We start from the raw sequence: 23922 nt of genomic DNA, 5'->3' as shown, positions 1-23922 counted from the left end.
GATAGGGATATAAGGGATAAGTCATGAAAAATTATAAAAAAGGACTACTGACAGTAATGGTGTTATCTGCCATGTCACTCATGGCCGCAGAAGATAAAACCATTTATGTCAATACTTTTGATGATATTGATGATCAAGGTAGCAGTAAATGTTCACTTCGGATGGCGATGAAAGCGGCTGAACTGAATCGATCTTACGGTGGCTGTGGTGCTGGAAATACCGCAGCTTCTGCCATAGATTACATTCAGCTTGAAGAAGGAAGCTATAAGCTTAATTCGGAGCTGGTTCCAGCATCATCTATTTCATTGATGGGAAAAATTCCTCAAGACTACAGCAAGATCGATGTCATAACAAATGATTATCCTGCTAAAACGATCTTGAAGACGATTATCGATGGTCAGGGTAAGAGCCGACTCATTAATACCAGTGGTACAAAAGCTTCTATTACGGTGAGTAATGTCCAGTTGCAAAATGGTAAGAGTGACAGCCGTGGTGGTGCGCTCTATCTAGGTGCTGCGACAACTTTAACAGGTGTTTCGATTTTAAATTCAAGTGCAAATCAGGGCGCTGCGATTTATCTCGAAGGTAATAATTCATCGTTAACTTTAACCAGTGGAATTTATCAGGGTAATAAAACCGTTAAGAAAAACCAAAATGATGTCGACAATATTGGTGATGTACTCGCCATGAGTTGTCTGGATAATTTGTCATACAACAAACGCACGTTGGCGTTTACCAATAACAGTTTTATCCAAAATGGTTCTTCGGATAGTAAAAGTACACTTGAGTTTTGTGGTGAACCGACCACGACTTTAACTGCAAATACCATCGCGCAGAATACGGTAAATGCTGATAATGGAAGCATTATCAAATTTACAGGAGATAGCCACGTAAATACCGATGTAAACAAGTTAAGTACAGCAAGTACTTTGCAAATGGTGAGTAACACGATTGTAGAAAATAATGCGTTCAGTACTTTTTTATATGACAAAATTGGTATCAAGGTTTTGTCATTTAACATACTAGCATTTAATAGTAATCGTTCATGTCGTTATTTACTTGGTGAAGCCAAAGATCAAAAAGATACTGGTGTAGGCTTAGTCTATAATGCAGTAAGTTTGGCCGCTGGAAGTCAAAGTCAGTGCGATGTTGCAAGTGAAGTCTTGCCAGAGAAACAGACCAATATCGACATGAGTAACAGCAGTATGTCGAGTGTGTTAAGTAGCTTGCAGACACCTTCGGAATATACCAGCTTCTTACCTCTTTACTTCCCTAAAGATAATTCATCCGATACAGATTTGGTCGATGTGAATACCGATGGATGTAGCACCCAAGATCAACGCGGTATTAATCGTATCACTGATGGAACTTTAATCTTAAATCCAGCAGGGCGAAATAGCTGTGATCTTGGTTCAACTGAAATCATGCGTTTAACCGCAGGCGATATTAATGGTATCGTCAATAGTTCTCTTGTTACCTTACTGGATGGCTATCAAACACAATTAGATTTCTTTAAGGCGCAAGTTGCAAACACCAGTACAAATCCAGATTTCTTGCCTTATTACAATAAACGTATTAAAGAGTATGAAGATCTCCTTAGCTATACCAAAGCCAATGAGAAGTATCGGGCTGTCTATGTAGATCCATTTGCATTTAGTCTGCCAGATGAAGTTGTGCTGCCAGATGGTGGTCGTCAAATTCAGCATTTGACGCCAGATACTTATGCCGTTTCTGTAAAAGCCTTGGGTGTTGGCATGATCACAGGAAGTGGTGATAGCACTAAACTTGATGTTCGACCAGATGAAAATTTAAAATGTGAATGGAATCCTGATCTTAAGCGGATCATGGTTTATCGTCTGGATGATGGGATTACTCAAGCAGGTGAATATAACTTCTGTCAGTATACCTTAACCCTAAAAAATGCAGATGGTTCACTCAATACATCTAAACAATCATCAGGTTTGATGCAGGTGAACTTTGTCAATATTGCTCCAATTGCCAAAGCCGCTGAATACACCATCCAATATGGAACTGATCAGAAGATCAATGTCAATTTACTGAGTAATGCTTCTGATGATGGTGATGGGCCTGTTTCGGCTTTGGTCAATAAGCCAAACAAACCTGCTTTTTACCACGATGAAAATGGGGTTGAATTACCAATTCGTTTAACCACCGTTCCTTCAGGTATCACCGTTACTTCTGAGCATACTGGGCCATGTCCATATCCTGATCAAAAAGAAACCTGCTATGGCGGTAATCTTGCGATTCAGGTTAAAAATAATTTCAACGTATTTGACTATAAATTTAGTTATCTCATTTACGATGCTGATGGCACAAAGTCATCAGAGGCGACTGTGACTTTAAAAAATACAGCATCTACTACTAATAACCAGAGTAGTAGTGGTGGCGGTAGCCTAGGTATCTTTACAGTATTAGGACTTGTTGGACTGGTACTTTATCGCCGCCGATCATGATTTAGACTTAAAAATAAAAGAGAGGCTCAATTGAACCTCTCTTTTATTTTATTAAGTGCATTGAATTATCAAACTCGATGCACTTAATTTTTTATTTAAAGATCGACTTATTTTTTGGTGTCCAATTGAGGAACAGCTGAACCCTGACCAATCGACAGTAAACCTGTATTGGTGTAAATACCGAGTTTGGCACGTGTATCGGTAATATCCAGATTACGCATGGTTAACTGACCAATACGATCCATTGGTGTAAACATGGAATCGCCTTTCTCCATGGTTAAACGCTCTGCTTCATAAGTCAGATTTGGAGATTCAGTATTCATAATGGTGTAATCGTTACCACGACGAAGTTCAAGTGTCACAGTCCCCGTAATCGCTTTTGCAACCCAACGCTGCGCAGTTTCACGTAGCATCAGCGCTTGTGAGTCAAACCAGCGACCTTGATAAAGCAAACGACCTAAACGCAAACCGTTAATGCGGTATTGTTCAATCGTATCTTCATTATGGATGCCAGTAACTAAACGCTCATAAGCGATATGAAGTAATGCCATACCAGGCGCTTCATAAATACCGCGAGATTTCGCTTCGATGATACGGTTTTCAATTTGATCAGACATGCCGAGACCATGACGACCACCGATACGGTTTGCTTCTAGGATAAACTCAACAGAATCTTCGATACGCTGTCCATTCAATGCAACAGGCATACCTTCTTCAAAAGTCACAGAAACCAGTTCAGGCTGAATCTCAACTTCATCTTTCCAGAATGCCACGCCCATGATTGGATCAACGATTTTGATACCTGCATCCAGATACTCAAGATCTTTGGCTTCATGCGTTGCACCGAGCATGTTTGAGTCAGTTGAATAGGCTTTTTCTTTTGACATTTTATAGTCAAAGCCGTTATCAATCAGGAATTGTGACATTTCTGCACGACCACCCAACTCATCGATAAATTGTTGGTCTAACCATGGTTTATAGATTTTTAAATTTGGATTTGTGAGCAAACCATAACGATAGAAACGTTCAATGTCATTCCCTTTATAGGTAGAGCCATCGCCCCAGATATTCACATCATCTTCTTTCATGGCAGTCACCAGCATGGTTCCAGTAACCGCACGACCAAGTGGCGTCGTGTTGAAATAAGGAACACCACCCGTGCTGATATGAAATGCGCCGCATTGAATCGCCGCAATTCCTTCTAAAGCCAGTTGTAAACGACAGTCTACAAGACGGGCTTTGACTGCGCCATATTGTTCAGCTTTCTTTGGAATGGCATCGTAGTCATCTTCATCCGGCTGGCCCAGATTTGCAGTATATGCATAAGGCTCTGCACCTTTTTGTTTCATCCACAATAAAGCTGCTGAAGTATCCAGACCACCAGAGAAGGCAATACCCACTTTTTTGCCTACTGGTACATGCTGCAAAATGGTTGCGTTATCAGTCATTGCTAATCCTAACTAACATTTGTAAAAAGACCTAAACCGATGGTCTTGAGAATTCAGAATGGCAGATATTGTAGCACTTTTTTTATTTTATTTTTTCTGATCGTTCAATATCCACCCCGAAAAATGAAAAATCGATGTCGATATTTTTAGAGGCGCTCAATTTTTCAATTTTAGTTTTTTAAGCAACTTTAACCTGATTGAAGCTTTGACTGTTTTGAAGAGTATCATTTAATCCAATAAATTGTTTCTCAATCGGAGTAAAGACATGGTCGCTACGTGCGATCAGATATAAACCAATATTGCGATATTGTTCAGGTATTTCCCGATAATATTGAATCTTATATTTTTCAATCAGTGATTTGGCCAGCATAGAAATGCCCATTCCAAGTTGCGTGAAATGAATCAAAGCTTCATGATCATAAATGTGGGTAAACTCGCCTTTAGTTAAACCATAGTCTGCATAAATCTGATCCAGTGTCGTGGCATAACAGCATTCTTCAGATGTCAACAGAATATTTTGCTGATTTAAACAATCCTCAAACCGTTCATGATTAATCACATTTTTTCCAATGATCACCAGTTGATCTTCAGCTTTTTGAATATACTGAAGATTTTTTTGTTTAGGATGACCAAGCACATAAGCGATATCCAGATTTCCAGCTAATATTTCATCCTCAATAAAACCTGTTGCACCAGTTTTCATGGTAATCGAAAGCTCAGGGTAGGCCTGATAGAGTTGACTAAAAGAGGGATAAAAGCGCATGCCACCTAAACTGGTATTGGTGCCAAAGCGTAAGTTATTGTCTTGTTGATCGATTTTGTGTTCGGTTTCTTCCCACGTAAACAGCATTTTTTTATATTGACTATAAAGATGTAATCCAGATTCAGTTAACTCAACGCCTTTGGGCTTGCGAATAAAAAGTTGACGTTTGTAATGATTTTCAATTTTCTTGATTTTGGCGGTCATGTTGGATTGTAAATAATTAAGCTTATGCGCCGCTCCGGTAATACTTTTTAATTCGGCAACCGTAACAAATGACCGGATATCGCTAATGTCAATATTCATAGAGATGCCTCAATCTGTGCAAAATAGCCAATTTAATCAGATCAATCAGACTCTTTTAAAAAGGCATTAAAAAAAATGATGTATCTATTAAAACATAGCATTATTCATGATGTCATTTGTTTTATACACTATCACCATATTATTTGATTTGTTGAGAGACGCTCGTGAATATTCGGGTCATCAGTGCGATCGCGTTATTATGTCTGGTATGGGGATCTTTATGGGGACTGGTTAAACATAGCTTGCAGGTTTTTCCACCTTTTTTATTTACTTCGCTCCGTCTGATTTTGGCTGCTGTGACTTTAATGCTGCTTCAGTTGATTTTGAAGAAATCGATTTTGCCTAAACGTGACGAATGGAAATCCTTAATCATTTTAAGTGCGTTGGTGTGTCTGGGTTTCTATGCGACACAAATCTTTGCCATGCAATTTGTAGATTCTGGCTTGTCCGCCGTGTTGGTGTTTACCATGCCTATTTTTATTGGGATTTTGGCACACTATGTTTTACACGAACGTTTAAACAGACAAAAGGTCTTAGGATTAATTTTAGGAACATTAGGACTGATTGCGATTCTTTGGCCACAACTGTTGCATTTGAGCTGGAATCTGTCTTTAGCAGGTGAGTTACTCTTGATCGGATCGGGTTTTTTCTGGGCAATGGCAACGGTGTATATCAAAAAAAATTTTGCAACTTATGACAAAATTAAGCTAACAATCTGGCAAATGCTCATCGGTGGGATTGCGATTCTGATAGGTGCTTTAATATTTGAGCCTGTAGATATAACGGTATGGATGAATCCTTTAAACCAATCATTGCTTTTTTATATTGCTGTCATTGGAACTGGTTTTGCATTTGCCCTGTGGAACTGGATTGTGAGTCAGGTCGATACCTTTATCGCTTCGATTTCAATTATGTGTATACCTGTTTTAAGTTTATGTTTTGGTGCGTTAATCTGGCATGAACCTCTCACGATGAATATTCTGATGGGAGCTGCCTTGATTTGTTCAGGGATTGTGATGAGTTCGTTGAAATTAAAATCAAAAAATGCCCAATTTAATTATTGTTCTAAACAATCTCGATAAGAATGACCATTTCATATTGAAAGAAAGCGTTTTAACTTGGAAGCCATATTTTTTATGGCTTTTTTATTTTTTAGAATCTCTGATGAAGTACAGTAGAGATTCATTTAGGATAGGAATAAGACGGAATAACATTTTTTAAGGATCAACCGAAGTCAAAGTTGTTCAATGAACTATAGTTATCATAACGGTATGGAGCTCAGTAGAATTCCAGAATGAATAAAAGCGTTGTTTCAGCAATTCATCTTTTGTAGAGAAAATAAGATATGCTTTAGCGATGATTGACAATTTCAACAGCTAAAAAAAGATAACAAGCCATCCCAACCTATAAAAAAAGTATTAAAGTATTATGCAACAAGTTGCACCGCCAAATTCAACAAGGATTTCCTATGACTAGCTATGCACATATTTTAAAACCATTACATTTAGGTTTTACCACAATTAAAAATCGAGTTGTGATGGGATCGATGCATACGGGGCTAGAAGACCGTTTTTATAATTATCCCAAGTTAGCTGCTTATTTTGGCGAGCGGGCCAAAGGGGGGGTGGGCTTAATTATTACGGGAGGGATTTCACCGAATCGTCAAGGCTGGTTGTTACCTGCGGGTGGAACCATGAATTCATTGGCAGATATACCGCATCATCGATTGGTTACTCATGCGGTGCATAAACATGGCGGCAAGATTTTGATGCAAATTTTGCATGCGGGTCGTTATGGATATCAGCCTTTTGTGGTGTCAGCGAGTCCGATTAAATCACCTATTTCTCCGTTTAAGCCTCGTCAAATGTCGGAAAAAAATATTCTTGAAACCATTGAGGATTATGCGCGTTGCGCCAGTCTTTCCAAAAAGGCAGGCTATGATGGCGTAGAAATTATGGGTTCTGAAGGTTATTTGCTGAATCAATTTTTAAGTCGCCATGTCAATCAACGTACAGACCGTTGGGGTGGCTCAGTCGAAAATCGAATGCGTTTTGCGATTGAAATCGTCAAAGCAATTCGTGAAAAAGTAGGCGAAAAATTTATCATTAGCTTTCGTTTATCCATGCTTGATTTGGTGCACGATGGCAATACCATGCAAGAAGTGATTGCCATTGCTCAGGCACTGGAAAAAGTAGGCGTGAGCATTTTAAATACAGGAATTGGCTGGCACGAAGCACGTGTTCCAACGATTGTAACTTCTGTGCCACGTGCTGCCTTCGTGGATTATACGGCGTATGTTAAACAGCATGTTTCAATCCCTGTGATCGCGTCAAATCGTATTAATATGCCTGATACTGCCGAAGAAATTTTGGCAGCAGGCAAAGCAGATATGGTGCAAATGGCGCGACCACTCCTTGCTGATGCATTTTGGGTGACGAAAGTCGCAACCAATCGTGTTGATGAAATTAACACTTGTATTGCGTGTAATCAGGCTTGTTTGGATCACACTTTCAAAAATAAACGAGCCACCTGTCTAGTTAATCCACGGGCAGCCTATGAAACAGAATTGGTTTATGTAAAAACAAAAAAACCGAAGAAAATTGCGGTTGTCGGTGGCGGTGTTGCAGGCATGTCTGCGGCAACTGTGGCGGCAAGTCGTGGACATCAGGTGACGTTATTTGAAGCAAATTCTGAAATTGGCGGCCAATTTAATCTGGCGAAAGTGGTGCCAGGCAAAGAAGAATTTCATGAAACCATTCGTTATTTTAAAGTTCAAATTGAAAAAACGGGTGTGGATTTACGCTTAAACACACGAGTCAATCGTGAGCAATTAGAGCGTGAGGGTTTTGATGAGGTGATTGTCGCAACAGGTGTGATTCCTCGTCAGCTTAAAATTGAAGGGAGTCAATTACCACAAGTTTTATCTTATGCAGAAGTACTCAAAGGCGCTCCAGTCGGAAATAGTGTAGCTGTGATTGGTGCAGGTGGGATCGGTTTTGATGTATCTGAGTTTTTATTAAAACCAATACATCAACCTCAGCCGCAACCGTTAGTTGATTGGCAACGTGAATGGGGCATCGATCCTCAACCAGATTATATGACCGAAGGTGGTTTGCAAGCTCCGCAAATTGAAGCACCCATTCGTCAGGTTTATCTATTACAACGTAAAACGACGCCATTGGGTATCGGTTTAGGCAAAACATCTGGATGGGTACATCGTGCACAGTTGAAAAAACATGCAGTGCGTATGATGCGCGGTGTGCAATATAAAGCTGTGACTGATGAAGGACTGTGGGTTGAGCTTAATGGGTATGATCAGTTATTACGGGTAGATACTGTTATCGTCTGCGCAGGGCAAGAATCGATTAAGGATTTGATGCCAAGTGAAAATGAAGCGACACTTGCGAATTATCATATTATTGGAGGTGCAAAATTGGCTGCTGAGTTAGATGCTAAACGCGCAATTCGCGAAGGTGCAGAATTGGCTGCCCAGCTTTAATTTTTGATGAAACAATATCCAATTGAATATCAGGCACTCAAATTTTTCTTGAATAAAATGAAGTGTCTTTGTATTCTTACGCACATGGAAGCGTGGCAGAGCGGTTTAATGCACCGGTCTTGAAAACCGACGAGGGTGTGAGTCCTCCGTGAGTTCGAATCTCACCGCTTCCGCCAAATATCTTAAAGGGAATCAAATACATAGTTTGATTCCCTTTTTATTTGGCACAATTTTGGCACTATTCGAAATTTTAGCAATCTCTTCCTTATTCTTATCTGAATTAATCCACTTCGCATAACGCTTCATGAGCATCACTAAACTATGCCCTAGCTGTGAAGCCACATAAACTGGATTAAGTCCATTCATTAAGCATACGGTCGCATATGTATGACGAGTGTTATAGGCAGGACGATAACGTATGCCATTCGCTTTCAATGAGGCTACAAACTTTTCGCTCAATGATTTTTGCGTGGTAAATTCCTTACCTGTCTCATCACAGATAAATACGTGCTCATATTTGAGGTAGGTTAGTAATCTGAGTTGTTGAAATGCCTCGAAAGCAAAATCATTTAAATCTACAAATCTAGCTTTATTTGTTTTAGTGGTTTCTTGCTGAACGCCGTTCACACGACCTTTATTGATGTAAATCTGCTTATTTAAAAAATCTACATCCTGCCAAGTGAGTGCGATAATTTCTGATGGACGGCAACCTGTCCAGAATGCCACCACAAAATACCAATACACAGTTGGGTAGTCTGCAATATATTTCTCTTTTAACCAGTTCAGTATTATTTCCTTTTCCATTTCATTAAATGGATCAGGTTCATCCTCCTGAGTTTTCTGATTTTTCAATCGGTCACATGGATTCTTATCAATCACCTCATCATCACAAGCTAATTCGAATACGCCACGTAATGGAATCAAAGCATCATTTCGAGTTTTAGCCGATGACCATTCACGTCCATTGACGGCTGTACGCAACATTTGACTGGTGATCGTATTAATCGGCATATCTTCGAATAATGGCATCCAGAGCCTTTCCAAAATTGATAGATATTTTTTCTTGGTGCCTAGCTTATGATCTGAAAGGTTATAAAGGTATTCTTGGGCATAGTGAGCAAATGTCGGAGCATTTGACGCTGGCAATGTTTTTTGCGCAGCGTCAGCTTTTTTGATGGGTTTGGCGGTGACAGCTTCGATATCCTCGATTTTTAATATCCCGTATTTAGCCTTGTTTACAAAATCTTCTCTAATCTTAGCCGCCTTAATGAAGTTGGCTGGGGTATCGATGAGGTCGAGGGTGAACCACTCGCGCTTGTCGTTCCATTTAAAGTTAATCTGTATTTTTCCCGATCTTGCTCTTGTGCCTTTTGGTAGACCTGAGCTGCTTGTTCGACCCATGCGTTATAACCTTTCAAACTATATAGAATTTTTCGATCAGACACTTTCACCCAGACTTTTCCTTCCTCCCAGTGAGGCCTAAGATTCTTTAGGTTCGTGATCTGTTCACCCGTCAATTCACAAAACTTTTCTGCGGTGACCCAATCCAGCAGTTCAAAATATTTACTCATTGTTGAACCTCCGCATTTTTATTTGAAAGTCTTGCTCCAGTTTTTTTATATCTAATAATTAATTTTATTAGATAAAGATTTTTTATCATTTTGACCTCTTCAGTTTTTAATGCAGTTGAAGAAAGCCTGTTGTCTTAAAATCCTCATGTTGTTAATTAGGATCTGAAGAGTAAAACAAGTTTCTATACATTGAAAGCTAGCATGTTTTATTTGTGTAAAAATGATTTGTGTATAAAAGATCAAGAAATAGGTTTATTTTTTTAATTAATTTTTATCTATTATAACAGTAATTAATCTTTAGTACGTTCTTCAGTTTACTACTTTTGTTTTTTTGTGGTTAGGTTTTTATTTCTTAATTCCTTTTTTGTTTTAGTTGGGGTTTATTAGTTTTTGATGTTGATCATTTTAATATTTTTCTTATGAGAACTATTATTTATTTAATAATTAGATTAAATATTTAATCTAATTTAATTTAAGAGAGTAAACTTTAAACTTAGATGTTGTTTTTAGTTAAGCATATGTTTTAATTATAAAATAAATTTAAAATTCCTCTTGGTGTATATCTTCTATAGATCATGATCTTATTTTTATTTGAAAATTAGAACGTGTTCAGTCTTTGTGATATTTAATATATCACTTAATAGTCCAAAGTACATAAAATATGAAAATAATCGGTTGAGCCAGAGTACCCTGTCCGTACACAATAACAACAAAAGTTGTAATTGTGTACGAACGGAATCTGGTTGGCTTGCAGCCAAACCGCTACTTTTAATAATGTGTTTGTTTTAAATTTTTAGAGTAACTATTTATTCTACATATAAATTATTTTAAAATTCCTATCAAAAAACACTTTTATTATTTTAAAATTTATTATAGCTTAAAAATAGATTGACGGTTTTTAGGTGTATTATGGTTGTTGCTAATGTTATTAAAAAATCAAGAAGAGTAAGTCGACTTGAATTGCGTTTAAATGATGATGAATTAGAGATAATTAGAGATTCAGCAAGTCTATTAAATAAAACTGTAAGTGATTTTATTCGATTTAGCGTGAGTTGTTATATTCAAAATAATTTGAATGTTGATCGATCTTCAATTCGTGAATCGCATGTTATAGCGAAGAAAAAAGAGTCAAATCACAGGACGCAAGAAGATAGTGAAAGCATTGCATTCCAACTTGCAAAAATTGGCAATAATCTCAATCAGATTACCCGTGCAATTCACATTAGCAACAAAATCGGAAAACCAGTCGACTTACTTCGTACGTACCTACTTGTCGAAGACTATTTAAAAAAAATCTATCAGCTTTATCCGCTTCCTTGTCCTCCGTCACTGCATCGTTCTGATAAGACAGTTCAGCGCCGACACCAGCATATTGAACAAAAATATCTCGCCGATTTATTGCGACAAATGCAAGTCGTTGGAGACGGTGAACTTGAATCAACTTCAGACGCTGACCTTTCTAATGACCATCTAAAAAATTGACTTTTTATTTCCATTTATATTTTTAAACGGGAGGGTACTTCATGTTGATTAAGATGTTGAGGCATGGAACGGGCAGTGCAGCACGTGCAGCGGCCTATGTCCTCGATGAAAAGGATCACATGAATATTTTACGTCCGCATGTCGAAGTGCTCTGCGGCGATCCACATCTCTTTGCAAAAATTGCAGACAGCTCTCCTTTTAAACATAAATACACGTCTGCCGTCATTGCTTTTACTGAGGAAGATCAACCGACCGATGTTGAAATAAAAGATGTCTTAAAACAGTTCGAAGCATTGGCTTTCAGCGGTCTTGAACCTGACCAATATCATATGACGGCTGTTCTGCATCAGGAACCAAACGGTTCAAAACATGTTCATATACTTGTTCCTCGGCTTGAACTCAGGTCAGGAAAAGCAATGAATATAGCCCCTCCAGGGTTGTTTCAAAAGCATTTTCATACTTTGCAAGACAAGCTTAATTCCGAATATGGGTGGGCAGATCCGAAGGATCCTGACCGTGCAAGATTTACAAAAAAAGGCTATGAGCTGTATTTACAATCTGCGCTGAAAAAAGTTGAAAAGAATAGAGGAAACTATAAAACATTCATTGAAAATTTATATGTTGGACTCTTGTCCATTTCGTTAAAACAATTAGAAACAAATCAAAATGAATTTCTCTTCTCTGAAATTTTAGTACATAACCGTGATGACTTTATGCAATTTGTACTCACAAACAAACTTGCTAGCGAAGTTGCCAAAATTCGAGAAAATCAGTTTAGCTTAATTCCAACTTTCGGGAAAAAACCTATTTATTTTCAAGGAGAAATATATGAAAGACAATTTGACATCAGAAAATGCTCAGAACCATTTCGAGAACGTATCAAAGCTTTTGAGCAAGTTCGAAAAGCAGATAGCGAACGTGGAAACGATGAGCAGCGAACAGTTAATCAGATTTCAAAAAATACTCGAATGCCTTGCGCAGAACTTCGAGATAGAGCAGAAAAAACTTTGCAAGGAGCTAGACAGGCAAGAGCAGCTTACAACAGACAACGTTATGCATCTGCTACAACATCAGAAAAACGAGACTCAGATTTTAATCAGAGGATTGAAATCATATCGAGCAGAGTTGAAGCAGAATATCAGCAATATTCAAATGACGCTGTCTTCACATCTCAACGAAATCGATCAGATCATGCAAAAGCATCTTCAGCAGAGCAAAGCCCAATTGCAACATACGATCAAAGACAATCAGAATCTGATCAAAGCCCAAATTCAGGACAATACCCAAAGTATCACACTGTTATTAGAAGATCAGAAGAATCAGTTGCAGCAGCAAGTAGATCAAGCATTAACTCAGTCGATCACTTACAACCCGAAATTAATTCTGAAAACATTTATTCTGATGTTGCTTGGAATGGGGCTACTGAATATTTTAGTAATATTGCCCTCCAACTACTATCTCACACAGCCGATCTTAACCAAAAACGAGACCGAAATCTTGACGGACGAAGACGGCACTCGATACCGAGCGATCACCTCCTCGAAATGGATCGATTGCAATACCCTGAATTTGAGCAAAAAGAAAGTCCATCCGACAGAACCGAATATTCATCTGACATTTCCTTGTTTCGTGGAGAAGTAAGTTATGAAAGAACAGCAACATACGATTATTCAACATCACAACGGCAGCGATACACAGCAGATGATTTTGGATTTACTCGAACAAATGAGTTTAGCTTTGATGCCATCATCGCTGAGTACTATGCAAGACTTGCAAGAAAACGTCGAGAAGATGAAAAAAAGGCTCAGCGTGATCGAGCATTACGAGCAGAGCAACAGAGACGACATGAACAAGATCTTGAAAATCTTAGGCTTCAGCAGTCCGTCAGAATTGAGCCACACCGAGATCAGTTTATTTCAGAATATTGGATTGATGATCAAAGAGTTACAATCGAGGCAGGAAAAATTAGAACAGTTAGAACAACAGCAGCAGTTACAGCATCAGAAAGAGCACCGACTTCAAGAACAGAGCATGTCATTCGCTACACAGATCAGCAGACTAGAGCACTTAACGACAAATTGGATCAAGCGCTTCGACGTGCTGGAGAAGCAAGAGTCGAATTTGAAACAGTTGCAATTGCAACAGCAAAAACAAATCAAAGACTTAAACGAGATGATGTTGAATTGTATTCAGAGTATGAGCAATTTAAACAAAATATGCGTCGACTTAGAGAACAAGCAGATGCAGATCAAGAGCATGCAGCAACAGTGCAACAGCAATACCAATTCGATCGAGAGCATTCAGCAGAGCTTACAGCAACAATACTGCAACTTGCAAAACTCGTTGAAGAAATTGTCAGTCTGATGATGCACTTAATTGCAGCAATGCTGGGACAGCAATATAACATTCAAAGTCAATTACAAGTTGAATCTAAACAACCAAAACCAAATGATTTTGGTGCTGAGTTTTAAACAATAACTTTTAATATTCACAAGTCTATTATCTTTAGCGTTGCTGCTGTCACTGATTGCATTCAACATTATTTCTGCTTATTCGATAATAATGCAGTCGATTAATACAGTGCACAGTAGCAAGCTAAAAATACATAATTAATTAAGTGACCTAAATAGAACGGATTCCCAATACACGCTGTGCACGTTCAATCATCTTGTGACGCTGATGTGTACGAAATGCCCATAAAGAGGAGAGATTGTTATTTTGATTGAGCTTTGCAACTTCAAGAATTTGTTCATCAGTCATTTCATGCATGCATTCACGAATGATTTGATGTGCTTGTTCAAGTTCGTTGAGCAGGGAGTTTGCTGTATCAACAGCAATATAAAGATTGGCGAGTGTTTGACGTTGAGGATTTGAAATAGTTTTGCCAAGTTCAACAATCAGTTGACCAGCTTGTTGTTTAGGTGTGCAAGAGTTTGCACCATGAAGAATTGCGTTCATAGTCGTTTCCTTGTAGATAAGTTTAATACTTACCCCCATTACTTCTCACGGTAATGGTGGCAGCAAAACAGGGGTGAGAATACCGTTCTACAAGGTACGGCCAGCATAAAGCTGCCCTGTCAAGCTGCCATAACGACTGCTAAACAGTAGACAAAAAAATAGCCGCATAAGCGACATTGTTTTGCGCTTGTAGAATATAACAGGTTCTCACGCCTGTACACAGATTTTGCTGTGTTCAATTAGCTTAACTGGGTATCGCTTGAGCTGTCAACGCTGTGATTGGATCTTTTTACATATCTTAACATTAATTAATTGATTGATTCTGCTGGAGATATTTTAAATTTCTGACGGCTGGAAAACTATTTATTAAAAGTATCTAGGGACGGCTATGTCAGCCCAATATTTATTCTTATAAGCATTTTAGACTTATCCATAAAATCAAAATAACTGCCTTGATGGGTTGAATTTTACATAAGCAAAAATCAATCATTTAACTTAAATTTTCCGTCCGAACTGATCGTCCAGATTTTAGTATTGGTAAAATTGACTAAAGCTTTGAATAAAATTAATATGGGCTCGCTGGCCTACATTGCCAGTCGGTTTTAGCAGACCGTCCAACACAAGAACATTATGGGACTTGTCCTTTAGTGTTTATCCCCTCGTGCCCCTCTGCGGTGGAACGGGAGGGGGACGTCTTCGGACGTGCTGGATTCTTGTGTTCCAGTCTGCTAACCCGCTCTCGTTCTGCCACCATTATTTAGCAGTAATTGGTAGAACTTCTTTAACACAAGGAGCTTCTCATGCTGTATCTATCTTTTCTTATTTGTGCCTCGTCACCTGTTCAACCTTGTTGTGCTTTGCAACGAGGGCGATACGGCTAATTTATTATTATTCGTCTGTATTCAAACAACATTTTTACAAGAACAATCCAACGGTGGATGGCTAAATCACGCCTATAAAAAATAAACCTTTTTATATCTGCTGGTGATTGTGCATTGCATTGAACATGCGGGAAACAACCATGATTGAATTAAGCAAACCCAAAATCATACCCATTGAACACCGTCCACAAAAATCCAAGCTCTTTATAAAATGTGTGGTCTTACCCATCGTGATCTTTCTCATCGTTGCCAAAATCTTCTCCTTTGGTGCTTTCGGTTACATCTTCTTTGGCTTTGACCTGTTCTGGTTTGTGATCCTTTACTATCTTTATGAATATGGAAATACCTACTTTGACGGGATGACTGAACAACTCAAGCGTCAAGGAGAAACTTTTAACTACCAAAACCGTGGTGTCTGGATTAACAGCCAAGATAAAACCATTATTCTGTTTGATCAGCCAGATCAACGCCTCGTGAAATATCCCTTTGATTACATCACCTCCGTTGGACACTACAACTTAGTCGAAGATAACTTTAGAACCACGACCACTGTGATCAGCAATCCAATGATGGGAACGCACGTCAATCAACAGGTCCATCGCACACCGATGAAACGAGAGTTTCAAGTCAATATCGGTACACGAGATCCATTCAAACCGAATTACAGCCTAAAAGTACTATTTCCTTGGCGTAGTCCACAAATGGCCAGTGAAATCCGTCAATTATTATCGGCTGATCATTATCAATAACAACAATATAAAAATTTAAGGCAGTCAATCATGATGATTTCAAAATCGTTCATGCCATCAGTTCTAATGATGGCAATCAGTACAGCAATGGTCGGGTGTGGTGGTGGTTCGGGTGGAGATTCAAGTTCATCCAATGGCGGTGGAACGGATAATCCAGATAATGGCAATCCAATCCCTAAGCCCGTGACCTGTGTTGAAAGCCAATATCTGGAAGAGGGGGTATGTAAAAATAAGGCAGTACAGAATATCCAGTCATTCCCATTGAGTACACTGGTTCAAGGTCAAAGCTATCCATTATCGCTGCAAACAGATCAAGGTCTAGTAGTAACGTTTAGCAGTAACACACCCAACATCTGTAGTGTAAGTGGCGGTGAACTTAAAGCGCATAAAGTCGGTCAGTGTAATCTGGTATTGACACAGGCAGGGACGGCAAAAGTTCTAGCACTGAATAGCAGCATGACCGTCAATGTGAGTTGTGCGGCTGAGCAATATCTAGAAAATAATGTGTGCGTGAATAAGCTCAAGCAAACCATTACCCCACTAAAAATCAAATATATCCTGACGGAGAGTGTGTATTCACTGGATACGGAATCCAGTGCCAAACTACCTGTCACGATTAGCAGCCTTTCTTCATCAACCTGTACCTATAGTCAGGGGGAACTCAAAGGGATTGGTGCAGGGTTATGTACCCTTAAACTTACTCAAGAGGGGGATGCTAAAACACTGGCAGCAGAGAGTAAAACCATCAGCTTTGATGTGTTTAAAGCTTCATCTATGGGTGATGCACCCGATATCAATAACTGTTATGCAGGTAAGCTCAGTGCAAAGTTTAGAAATGAATTTTTAAATGAGCTCAATACAGTTCGCGCTTTGCATGGGCTGCCAAGTATTACATACGACTATGCCCATGAAGATGAGATGATGCAGACGGCATTGATTCTTGCGGCAAACAACATCTTGACTCATTACCCTGAAGCGACCACAAACTGCTATTCAGATATTGGTGCAGTGGGTGCAAAAACCAGTAGTTTGGAAATGGGGGTAAGACAGAATAAATATGACTATTCACCTGCCGAAAGCATTACAAATATGGTGCATGACAAATTAAATCTGTTTGCAGGAGATGTGGGGCATCGCCTCTGGATGCTGAATCCTTTCTTACAAAAATCGGCGTATGGTTCAGTTAATGCGCCATCATTTAAAGATACCCGATTCCCTTATGTGGTCGGTACGTCCTACAAAGTGGTTTATCCCTTCGACAATCCAACCACTGCACCACTCGGTGTGATTGCCTATCCCTACCACAACTATCCAGCCAAATATTATATGGCGGGTTCAATTCTCTCGATTTCAGTTTTAACCGATCAAAAGAATTTCTTTGCCAATAGAAATGTGGATTACGCCAAAGCCACTGTTGTTGTCACTGAACGAAGTAGTGGCGCTAAACAGAAGATCAGCAATATACGCTATGAAAATATCGGAGTTCCTAACCATATCCAATTTAACTTCGACGATTTGAAACTGAATGTGATCTACGACGTCAAACTCAGCAATGTCTTGGTGAATGGTCAGCCTAAAGAATATTCCTACTGGTTTAATGTGAATGATTAATAAGGATAAGAATCAGATGAAAAAATTAATACTCCATCTTGCTGTCGCTAACAGTATGGTAATGACCAGTTCAACAGTATCTGCTGAAACCAAGAAAGTGAACCTGTCGGCAGGACTGAACTATGTACTGTCACAAGTCGTGACCAAAGGAGATAATAATCAAAGTCACCATAATATGGGAATGCTTTACTACTTAGGAAAGAAAGGTGTACCTGTAGATCATAAAAAAGCGGCTGAATGGTTTTCCAAGGCAGCAGTGAATGGTTTTGCTCCTTCACAGTACGCATTAGCAGTCATGTATCTTAATGGGGATGGTGTACCACAGGATGCAAAAAAGGGCGTTACCTTGTTGCAAAGTGCTGCACGGCAGGGACAACCTGAAGCGGTCAAGTTATACAATGTATTGCAGGCTAATAAAGCACAGCAGCTCAATGCTGTTCAAACGACATCAGTACAAACAGCTACAACAGCCATTAAATACTATGATACATCCAAGCTTGAACCTAAGAACTTTAAGCAAGTTGTACTCCCTAACCTAAGTACAGATACCGTTGCTCGAAGTTTTTATAAAGTGACATCATCCAGAGAAAGAGGAAAAGATGATTACTGGGGAAGTGGCAAATACTACTATGTTAATAAGCCTAGCGACTTGGATGATCTCACTGATGCTGTAATCAGTATCGCGCCTATTATTACTTACCAGAATATGCAGGGGGAAGCCCGTTATTTAGTCCCTGTCGAAGTGACTTTAGCAATCGAAGGGAGGATAGAAACTTCACATGCTACACGAGGCACTTTGGAATTATATCTCTTTAAAAAATTGGACAATGGACAATTCCAAATGATTTCAAAAACAGCCCAAGGAGGAATTGAAAGTATTGAGGGATATGGTCGAACCTCATGGAATGCTCAAGAATTTAAAAAGAACTTACAAGCTTTTGGGAACAATACACTAGGAAGCTATACCATTGATGGTTATTACGGCAATGGTTATGGGGAAAGCGTATGGTCACTTCTTCTGTTAAATGAGGACGACTATATTGTTGAACAAATGTTTGAAGAAGGAAAAGTTTCAGAACAACCAGAGTACGGGTATTCTTCAGTAATCAGAGTCAACAAAAATGGACAATCATTTTATCCATTCCAGATTCATTATCAGGGAACGGATATGAACGACAATAATCGGATGGTTAAAGTAAATAAAATTGTACCTTATCAGTATGACAGTAAGAGTAAGTTTTATTTGAAGCTGAAATAATACTCTTAAATGGCTTTGTTGCACAAACCTATCTGTAAAGGGTTTTTCAGCGATATAATTTTCAAATGAAGAAGCCTACACACAAAATCTACCGCACAACCAATTGGCCCGCATATAACCGAGCACTTATGAGTCGCGGAAATATTGCCATTTGGTTTGATCCTGCTACGCAATGGTATGCGCCATCAAAAGGCAAACAAGGGCGAAATCAAACCTACTCCGACGCAGCCATCCAATGCTGCTTAATGATTAAATCCTTATTCCGTCTGTCTTTACGTATGGTCACTGGCTTTGTGCAAAGTCTGATTAAACTTTGCGGATTAAATTGGATAGCTCCAGATTACACCACGCTTTGTAGAAGACAAAAGCATATTAATATTGCAATCAATTACCAAAAAAGTAGCGATGGGCTGCATCTACTCATAGACTCTACAGGCATGAAGTTTCTAGGTGAGGGCGAATGGAAACGCAAGAAATATGGACCTGAATATCGTCGCCAATGGCGTAAACTTCATATTGGCATAGATGCTAAAACTCTACAAATACGCGCTATTCAGCTTACAACCAATAATGTCAGTGATTCACAGGTGCTTGGTGATTTACTTAATCAGATTCCACAAGATGAGCAGATTGACTCTGTTTATACCGATGGAGCTTATGACACCAAGCAATGCCGTGAGGTCATTGCAGATCGGCAAGCGCATGCGGTGATTCCACCTAGAAAAAAATGTGAAACCTTGGAAAGATACAAAGAGCAGCTCGCTAGATCGAAATGAATTACTTCGAACAGTTAATCTTGGAAGCAGTGCTTCTCAGGCAGGACACTATGGAAAAAATCAGGCTATCATCGGTGAAGTTTGGTTGAAACTAAGATGCACTGCATTAAATTATTAGGAGATAAACTCAGAGCAAGGCGTTTTGATAGCCAAGTCAATGAGATTCATGCACGTGTAGCAGTCCTCAACAGATTTACGGAATTAGGTCGACCACTTACCCAAGTTACGCCTTAAATTTAGCTCAATTAGCGGCGCTTTGCATTTCAAATCTTTGTGCAACAAAGCCATAGCAGATTCAAAACGCAGACATGGTTCCAATTGTCAGCTTTCTCCATTAGATTATGAAAAAGCGCATCAAAAGATGGGCTTGTGTGTCTAAAATTTTGGTGGCTATTCAGTGCAACAAAGCCAACTTGTACTAATACTACACAAAATAATTCCGTTTCAACCTAAATCAGTTGAGAAACACTATAATCATGATAGGGTAGACATTAGCTATAAAATCAGTTGTCGATGATTGAAAATCGCTCTCCAATCAATACCTAATGCTCAGTATTTTAAAGTGGACAAAAAATAAAGAGGAAAGAGCGTGATTTATGGCTGTATGGCATCCTTCGCGAGAAAACACAAAAGGTTTATTGTTGATGTGATACATGTAAACAACAGTCTTGGCTGTACAGCTATCAAGTTACTTGATAAAGAAATCGTAGAAAAGATAGGCTAGTCGAACTTGATAATTTGTGTGAGTAATTCGATTTATAGATTCAGGGCTTTTTTCAAAGTCGTCAACTGAAAAGGTAATTAACGAGAGTAAGTAATGACAACCATTAATCATTTAAATCAGCAAGAAGTACTAGCCATTGAAGATGGCATGATGCTGGATTACCTAACGAATAATCCTATCAAAGAAACGCCTAAAGAATTGGTTCGTCAAAAAACCTTACGCGCCTTGTTCCATGAATACGGCATAAGCGCTGAAGATATGGAGCTTGATGTAAAAGTTAAAATTGGCGGCAAGCAGCAGAAAATAGATATCGCTATTTTCGAGCATGGTGCAAAGCACACCCACGAAAATATTCGCCGCATCGTAATGTGCGATAGCGAACCCAAAAAAGGTAAAAAATCTGCAGTAAAAATGCGTGATCACGACCAAGCTCAAAAAGATCTTCAGTTGATGGAAGATATGATGCGTGAGCAGGTTGGAGACCAATACCTATTAGCTAAGTGTCATTGGGGGCTGTGGACTAACGGTATTGAATTCTTCTTTGTTGAAAAGGAAGAATCACGTTTTGACACAAAATTTAAACCTGTAGGTGATTGGCCCCTGGCCGATGAAACACTTGGCAGTAGAGATGTTGCCTCCAACGCACAATTACGAACAGCCGATCGTGAAATGTTGCTTACAGCATTCCGCCGTTGTCACAACTTTATCCATGGTAACGAAGGGATGCCTAAAGATGCGGCATTCTGGCAGTTCTTATACCTTATTTTCTCAAAAATGTACGATGAGCGTATTGGCAATCGAGACCGAGAGTTCTGGGCCTCACCTACAGAACAATTTGACGACGAAGGCCGCAAGAGAATTAGAGCACGAATTAACCCGCTATTTGAAAAGGTAAAGAAAGCTTACCCGGAGATATTCTCGGGTAACGAAGAAATTACGTTGTCTGACCGCGCGTTGGCATTTATGGTGTCTGAGCTTGCCAAGTACGATTTTACCCGAACTGAAATGGATGCGAAAGGTGCCGCCTACCAGGAAGTTGTTGGTGATAACCTCCGAGGTGACCGAGGTCAGTACTTTACGCCTCGTGGTGCAATCAAACTTATTGTCGAAATGATGGCACCACAACCACATGAGAAAGTGCTGGATCCATCATGTGGTACCGGGGGATTTCTAGAGCAAACCTTAAGCTATATCAACAAGCAGTTACATGAAGAGGAAAAAGTTAAATTAGGTGCGGAAACCACCGAAGAATTCATTTCAATTCAGCAGCAAATAAAGAAATTTGCTGAAAATAATTTGTTTGGTTGTGACTTTGACCCTTTCTTGTGCCGTGCCTCACAAATGAACGTGGTGATGGCAAGTAATGCGATGGCGAATATCTACCACATGAACTCATTGGAATACCCTCACGGGCATTTAAAAGGTGTAGAACCAGCCAAGAAAACGATTCCGGTGGGAGACTCAAGTGGTAAAGATGGCAGTATCGATGTGATCTTAACCAACCCGCCGTTTGGCTCAGATATTCCGGTGACCGACAAACAAATTTTAGAGCAATTCGATCTCGCGTACATTTGGGAGCGCACTGAAAACGGCGGCTTTAGAAAAACTGATAGGCGTAAAGATGCTGTATCACCGGAGATTCTGTTTATCGAGCGCTGTGTGCAGTGGCTTAAGCAAGGCGGCCGTATGGGTATAGTGTTACCAGACGGTATTTTGGGTAATCCTGGTGATGAATATATTCGCTGGTGGTTAATGCAAGAGTGCTGGGTGCTTGGTTGTGTCGACTTACCGGTAGAGTCATTTATCGTGGAAGCTAACGTAAACATCTTAACTAGCCTGTTGTTCTTAAAAAAGAAAACTGATACTGAAAAAGATGCCATTGCCATCGGTGGAGAGCCCGAATACCCGGTATTTATGGCGGTTGCAGAAAAAGTAGGCTTTGATCGTCGTGGTAATACGCTGTATGAGCGTCATCCAGACGGCGAAGAGAAAGTGATCGAAGAAGAAGTTGAAGAGCGTATTCGCATTAATGGTCAAAATGTGGTGCGTAAGCTGAAGCGTCGCAGCAAAATTTTAGACGACGACCTGCCAAAAATCGCCAAAGCCTGGAAAGAGTTTCGCGCTAACAATCCGGAGCCATCGGTATGATTACGCGAATAGAGGCATACCGATATCGTTGCTTCAGCAAGCTAGATTTAGAACTTGATAATCTGCATGTTTTTGCCGGCTCAAATGGTTCTGGAAAAACGACATTATTAGATATCCCAGCCCTGATAGGGGATATCTTGATGGTTAGTGATATTAACGATGCTTTTTTTAAGCCAATGAATGGCCGAGAAAGGGCTAGAGCAGATAGCCCTAGAGAGCTTGTTCACAAACTAAAGGGAGATAACTTTACTTTAGTTTTAGAGGCTGAGATTCCAGAGCAGCAGCAAATCTTACTAGAGCGAGTTGGTCCAGCGAGATTCAGATCTAAACCGGCTAGGCGCAGTAATACCATTCGCTATGAATTATCGATTGGTATTGGTGAAGAGAAGCTGGAAGTGAAAGAAGAGCATTTGATGCTTTTTAATAAGAACGATCGAGTTGCTCATGGCGGTGAGATTCAAGGTGGCAGGTTTGATAATAAAAACGTCTTCCAAGTCATTGAAAGATCGAATAGACAGAAAGCTGTATTTTCACCTGAATGGGCGGATAAAAGGCAAAATAAAGGCATTGAGTTTGCCCTTCAAAATGAGCGAACAGCTTTTGCTTCTATGCCCGCTGACAGTATTGATTTTCCAGCTGCATTTTGGTTTCTAGAATTTTTAAAAACGGGTTCACATTGCTACGAGCCACAATGGCCTGCAATGCGAATGGCTGCATCGCCAAGAGATAAGCATGCCTTTAAAGCGGACGGGAGTAGTTTACCTTGGCAAGTACATGCCTTGCAGCAGAGCGATCCCGAAGGCTTAAGCGAATGGCTAGAGTTGGTGCAAATGGCGCTGCCCTCTATTGCCAAAATTGAAGCCAAGCAACGTATCGATGATAGCTTTTGTTACCTAGAAGTAACCTATAGCAACGATATGGTAGTGCCTTCGAGTGGCTTGTCGCACGGAACTCTGCATATCTTAGCGTTGACCATTATTCCGTATTTGCAAAATGCACCTAAGATCATCACCTTAGAAGAGCCTGAAAACGGTATTCACCCTAAGGCAATCGATGCGGTGTTAGAAGCGTTAAAGCTCACCTCTGATACGCAATTGTGGTTATCAACGCACTCACCTGTGGTGCTCGCCAATACCGAAGTAGAGCAAATCATCACCATGCGCTTTAACCAAGACGGCGCAACAGAAGTATTAAAAGGCCATGAACACCCCCGCCTAAAAACATGGAAGGGCGAAGTGGATTTAGGAACCCTATTTGCGGCCGGAGTGTTGGAATAA

Annotated in this window: 16 protein-coding genes and 1 tRNA gene; 13 read left to right on the top strand and 4 right to left on the bottom strand. The window is 39.7% G+C overall.

Annotated features, from left to right (window positions below):
* Nucleotides 1-23: 23 nt before the first annotated feature.
* On the top strand, nucleotides 24-2474 hold the full coding sequence (locus tag EGS47_RS02895) for a CSLREA domain-containing protein (protein ID WP_125269163.1): 2451 nt from the start codon (nucleotides 24-26) through the stop codon (nucleotides 2472-2474).
* A gap of 107 nt (nucleotides 2475-2581) precedes the next feature.
* On the opposite strand, the gene argG is transcribed toward EGS47_RS02895, so the two are convergent.
* Both argG and EGS47_RS02885 read right to left on the bottom strand, forming a co-directional pair.
* Entirely contained in the window at nucleotides 2582-3922 is a 1341-nt protein-coding gene (argG, locus tag EGS47_RS02890; RefSeq protein ID WP_005003179.1) for an argininosuccinate synthase, read from the bottom strand.
* 178 nt (nucleotides 3923-4100) lie between these two features.
* Nucleotides 4101-4988, bottom strand: coding sequence for a LysR family transcriptional regulator (locus EGS47_RS02885; RefSeq protein ID WP_119686507.1), 888 nt, complete (start codon nucleotides 4986-4988; stop codon nucleotides 4101-4103).
* Nucleotides 4989-5152: 164 nt separating this feature from the next.
* Between EGS47_RS02885 and EGS47_RS02880 the strand changes: the two genes are divergently transcribed.
* From EGS47_RS02880 to EGS47_RS02870, 3 genes are all read left to right on the top strand, one after another.
* Nucleotides 5153-6070, top strand: a complete 918-nt coding sequence (locus EGS47_RS02880; protein WP_119686506.1) for a DMT family transporter — start codon at nucleotides 5153-5155, stop codon at nucleotides 6068-6070.
* 386 nt (nucleotides 6071-6456) lie between these two features.
* A complete protein-coding gene (locus tag EGS47_RS02875) occupies nucleotides 6457-8487 on the top strand; it encodes an NADPH-dependent 2,4-dienoyl-CoA reductase (RefSeq protein ID WP_005003186.1) in 2031 nt (676 codons plus the stop codon).
* Between the two features lie 86 nt (nucleotides 8488-8573).
* A tRNA-Ser gene (locus tag EGS47_RS02870) sits at nucleotides 8574-8663 on the top strand.
* A 16-nt stretch (nucleotides 8664-8679) separates the two neighbouring features.
* On the opposite strand, the gene EGS47_RS02865 is transcribed toward EGS47_RS02870, so the two are convergent.
* Nucleotides 8680-9888 (bottom strand): site-specific integrase, encoded by a 1209-nt coding sequence (locus EGS47_RS02865; protein WP_125269162.1) that lies wholly within the window; start codon nucleotides 9886-9888, stop codon nucleotides 8680-8682.
* Nucleotides 9889-10967: 1079 nt separating this feature from the next.
* Here EGS47_RS02865 and mobC point away from each other — a divergent pair.
* Complete coding sequence (gene mobC, locus EGS47_RS02860) at nucleotides 10968-11540, top strand: plasmid mobilization relaxosome protein MobC (protein WP_125269161.1); 573 nt, start codon at nucleotides 10968-10970, stop codon at nucleotides 11538-11540.
* A gap of 41 nt (nucleotides 11541-11581) precedes the next feature.
* Nucleotides 11582-14011 (top strand): MobA family protein, encoded by a 2430-nt coding sequence (locus tag EGS47_RS02855; protein ID WP_125269160.1) that lies wholly within the window; start codon nucleotides 11582-11584, stop codon nucleotides 14009-14011.
* Between the two features lie 151 nt (nucleotides 14012-14162).
* Here EGS47_RS02855 and EGS47_RS02850 read toward each other — a convergent pair whose 3' ends face one another.
* On the bottom strand, nucleotides 14163-14498 hold the full coding sequence (locus EGS47_RS02850; RefSeq protein ID WP_125269159.1) for a hypothetical protein: 336 nt from the start codon (nucleotides 14496-14498) through the stop codon (nucleotides 14163-14165).
* 1021 nt (nucleotides 14499-15519) lie between these two features.
* Between EGS47_RS02850 and EGS47_RS02840 the strand changes: the two genes are divergently transcribed.
* From EGS47_RS02840 to mads3, 7 genes are all read left to right on the top strand, one after another.
* Nucleotides 15520-16128: a hypothetical protein gene (locus EGS47_RS02840; protein WP_125269157.1), complete on the top strand. Its 609-nt coding sequence runs from the start codon at nucleotides 15520-15522 to the stop codon at nucleotides 16126-16128.
* Between the two features lie 30 nt (nucleotides 16129-16158).
* Nucleotides 16159-17739: a CAP domain-containing protein gene (locus tag EGS47_RS02835; RefSeq protein ID WP_125269156.1), complete on the top strand. Its 1581-nt coding sequence runs from the start codon at nucleotides 16159-16161 to the stop codon at nucleotides 17737-17739.
* A gap of 16 nt (nucleotides 17740-17755) precedes the next feature.
* Nucleotides 17756-18997 (top strand): tetratricopeptide repeat protein, encoded by a 1242-nt coding sequence (locus tag EGS47_RS02830; protein ID WP_125269155.1) that lies wholly within the window; start codon nucleotides 17756-17758, stop codon nucleotides 18995-18997.
* Nucleotides 18998-19125: 128 nt separating this feature from the next.
* Nucleotides 19126-19773 carry an IS5 family transposase gene (locus EGS47_RS02825; protein WP_267313002.1) on the top strand — a complete coding sequence of 216 codons (648 nt, stop codon included), beginning with the start codon at nucleotides 19126-19128 and terminating at the stop codon, nucleotides 19771-19773.
* A gap of 96 nt (nucleotides 19774-19869) precedes the next feature.
* Nucleotides 19870-20007: a hypothetical protein gene (locus EGS47_RS18785; RefSeq protein WP_171455407.1), complete on the top strand. Its 138-nt coding sequence runs from the start codon at nucleotides 19870-19872 to the stop codon at nucleotides 20005-20007.
* Nucleotides 20008-20590: 583 nt separating this feature from the next.
* Nucleotides 20591-22645 (top strand): methylation-associated defense system DNA methyltransferase MAD2, encoded by a 2055-nt coding sequence (gene mads2, locus EGS47_RS02820; RefSeq protein ID WP_125269154.1) that lies wholly within the window; start codon nucleotides 20591-20593, stop codon nucleotides 22643-22645.
* Nucleotides 22642-23922: a methylation-associated defense system AAA family ATPase MAD3 gene (gene mads3 / locus EGS47_RS02815; protein WP_125269153.1), complete on the top strand. Its 1281-nt coding sequence runs from the start codon at nucleotides 22642-22644 to the stop codon at nucleotides 23920-23922. Before mads2 ends, mads3 begins: the two co-directional genes overlap by 4 nt.

The organism is Acinetobacter sp. FDAARGOS_515, assembly GCF_003938865.1.
Classification (GTDB): domain Bacteria; phylum Pseudomonadota; class Gammaproteobacteria; order Pseudomonadales; family Moraxellaceae; genus Acinetobacter; species Acinetobacter ursingii.
The sequence above is the reverse complement of the archived record's forward strand: the minus strand, read 5'-3'. Positions and strand labels throughout refer to the sequence as shown.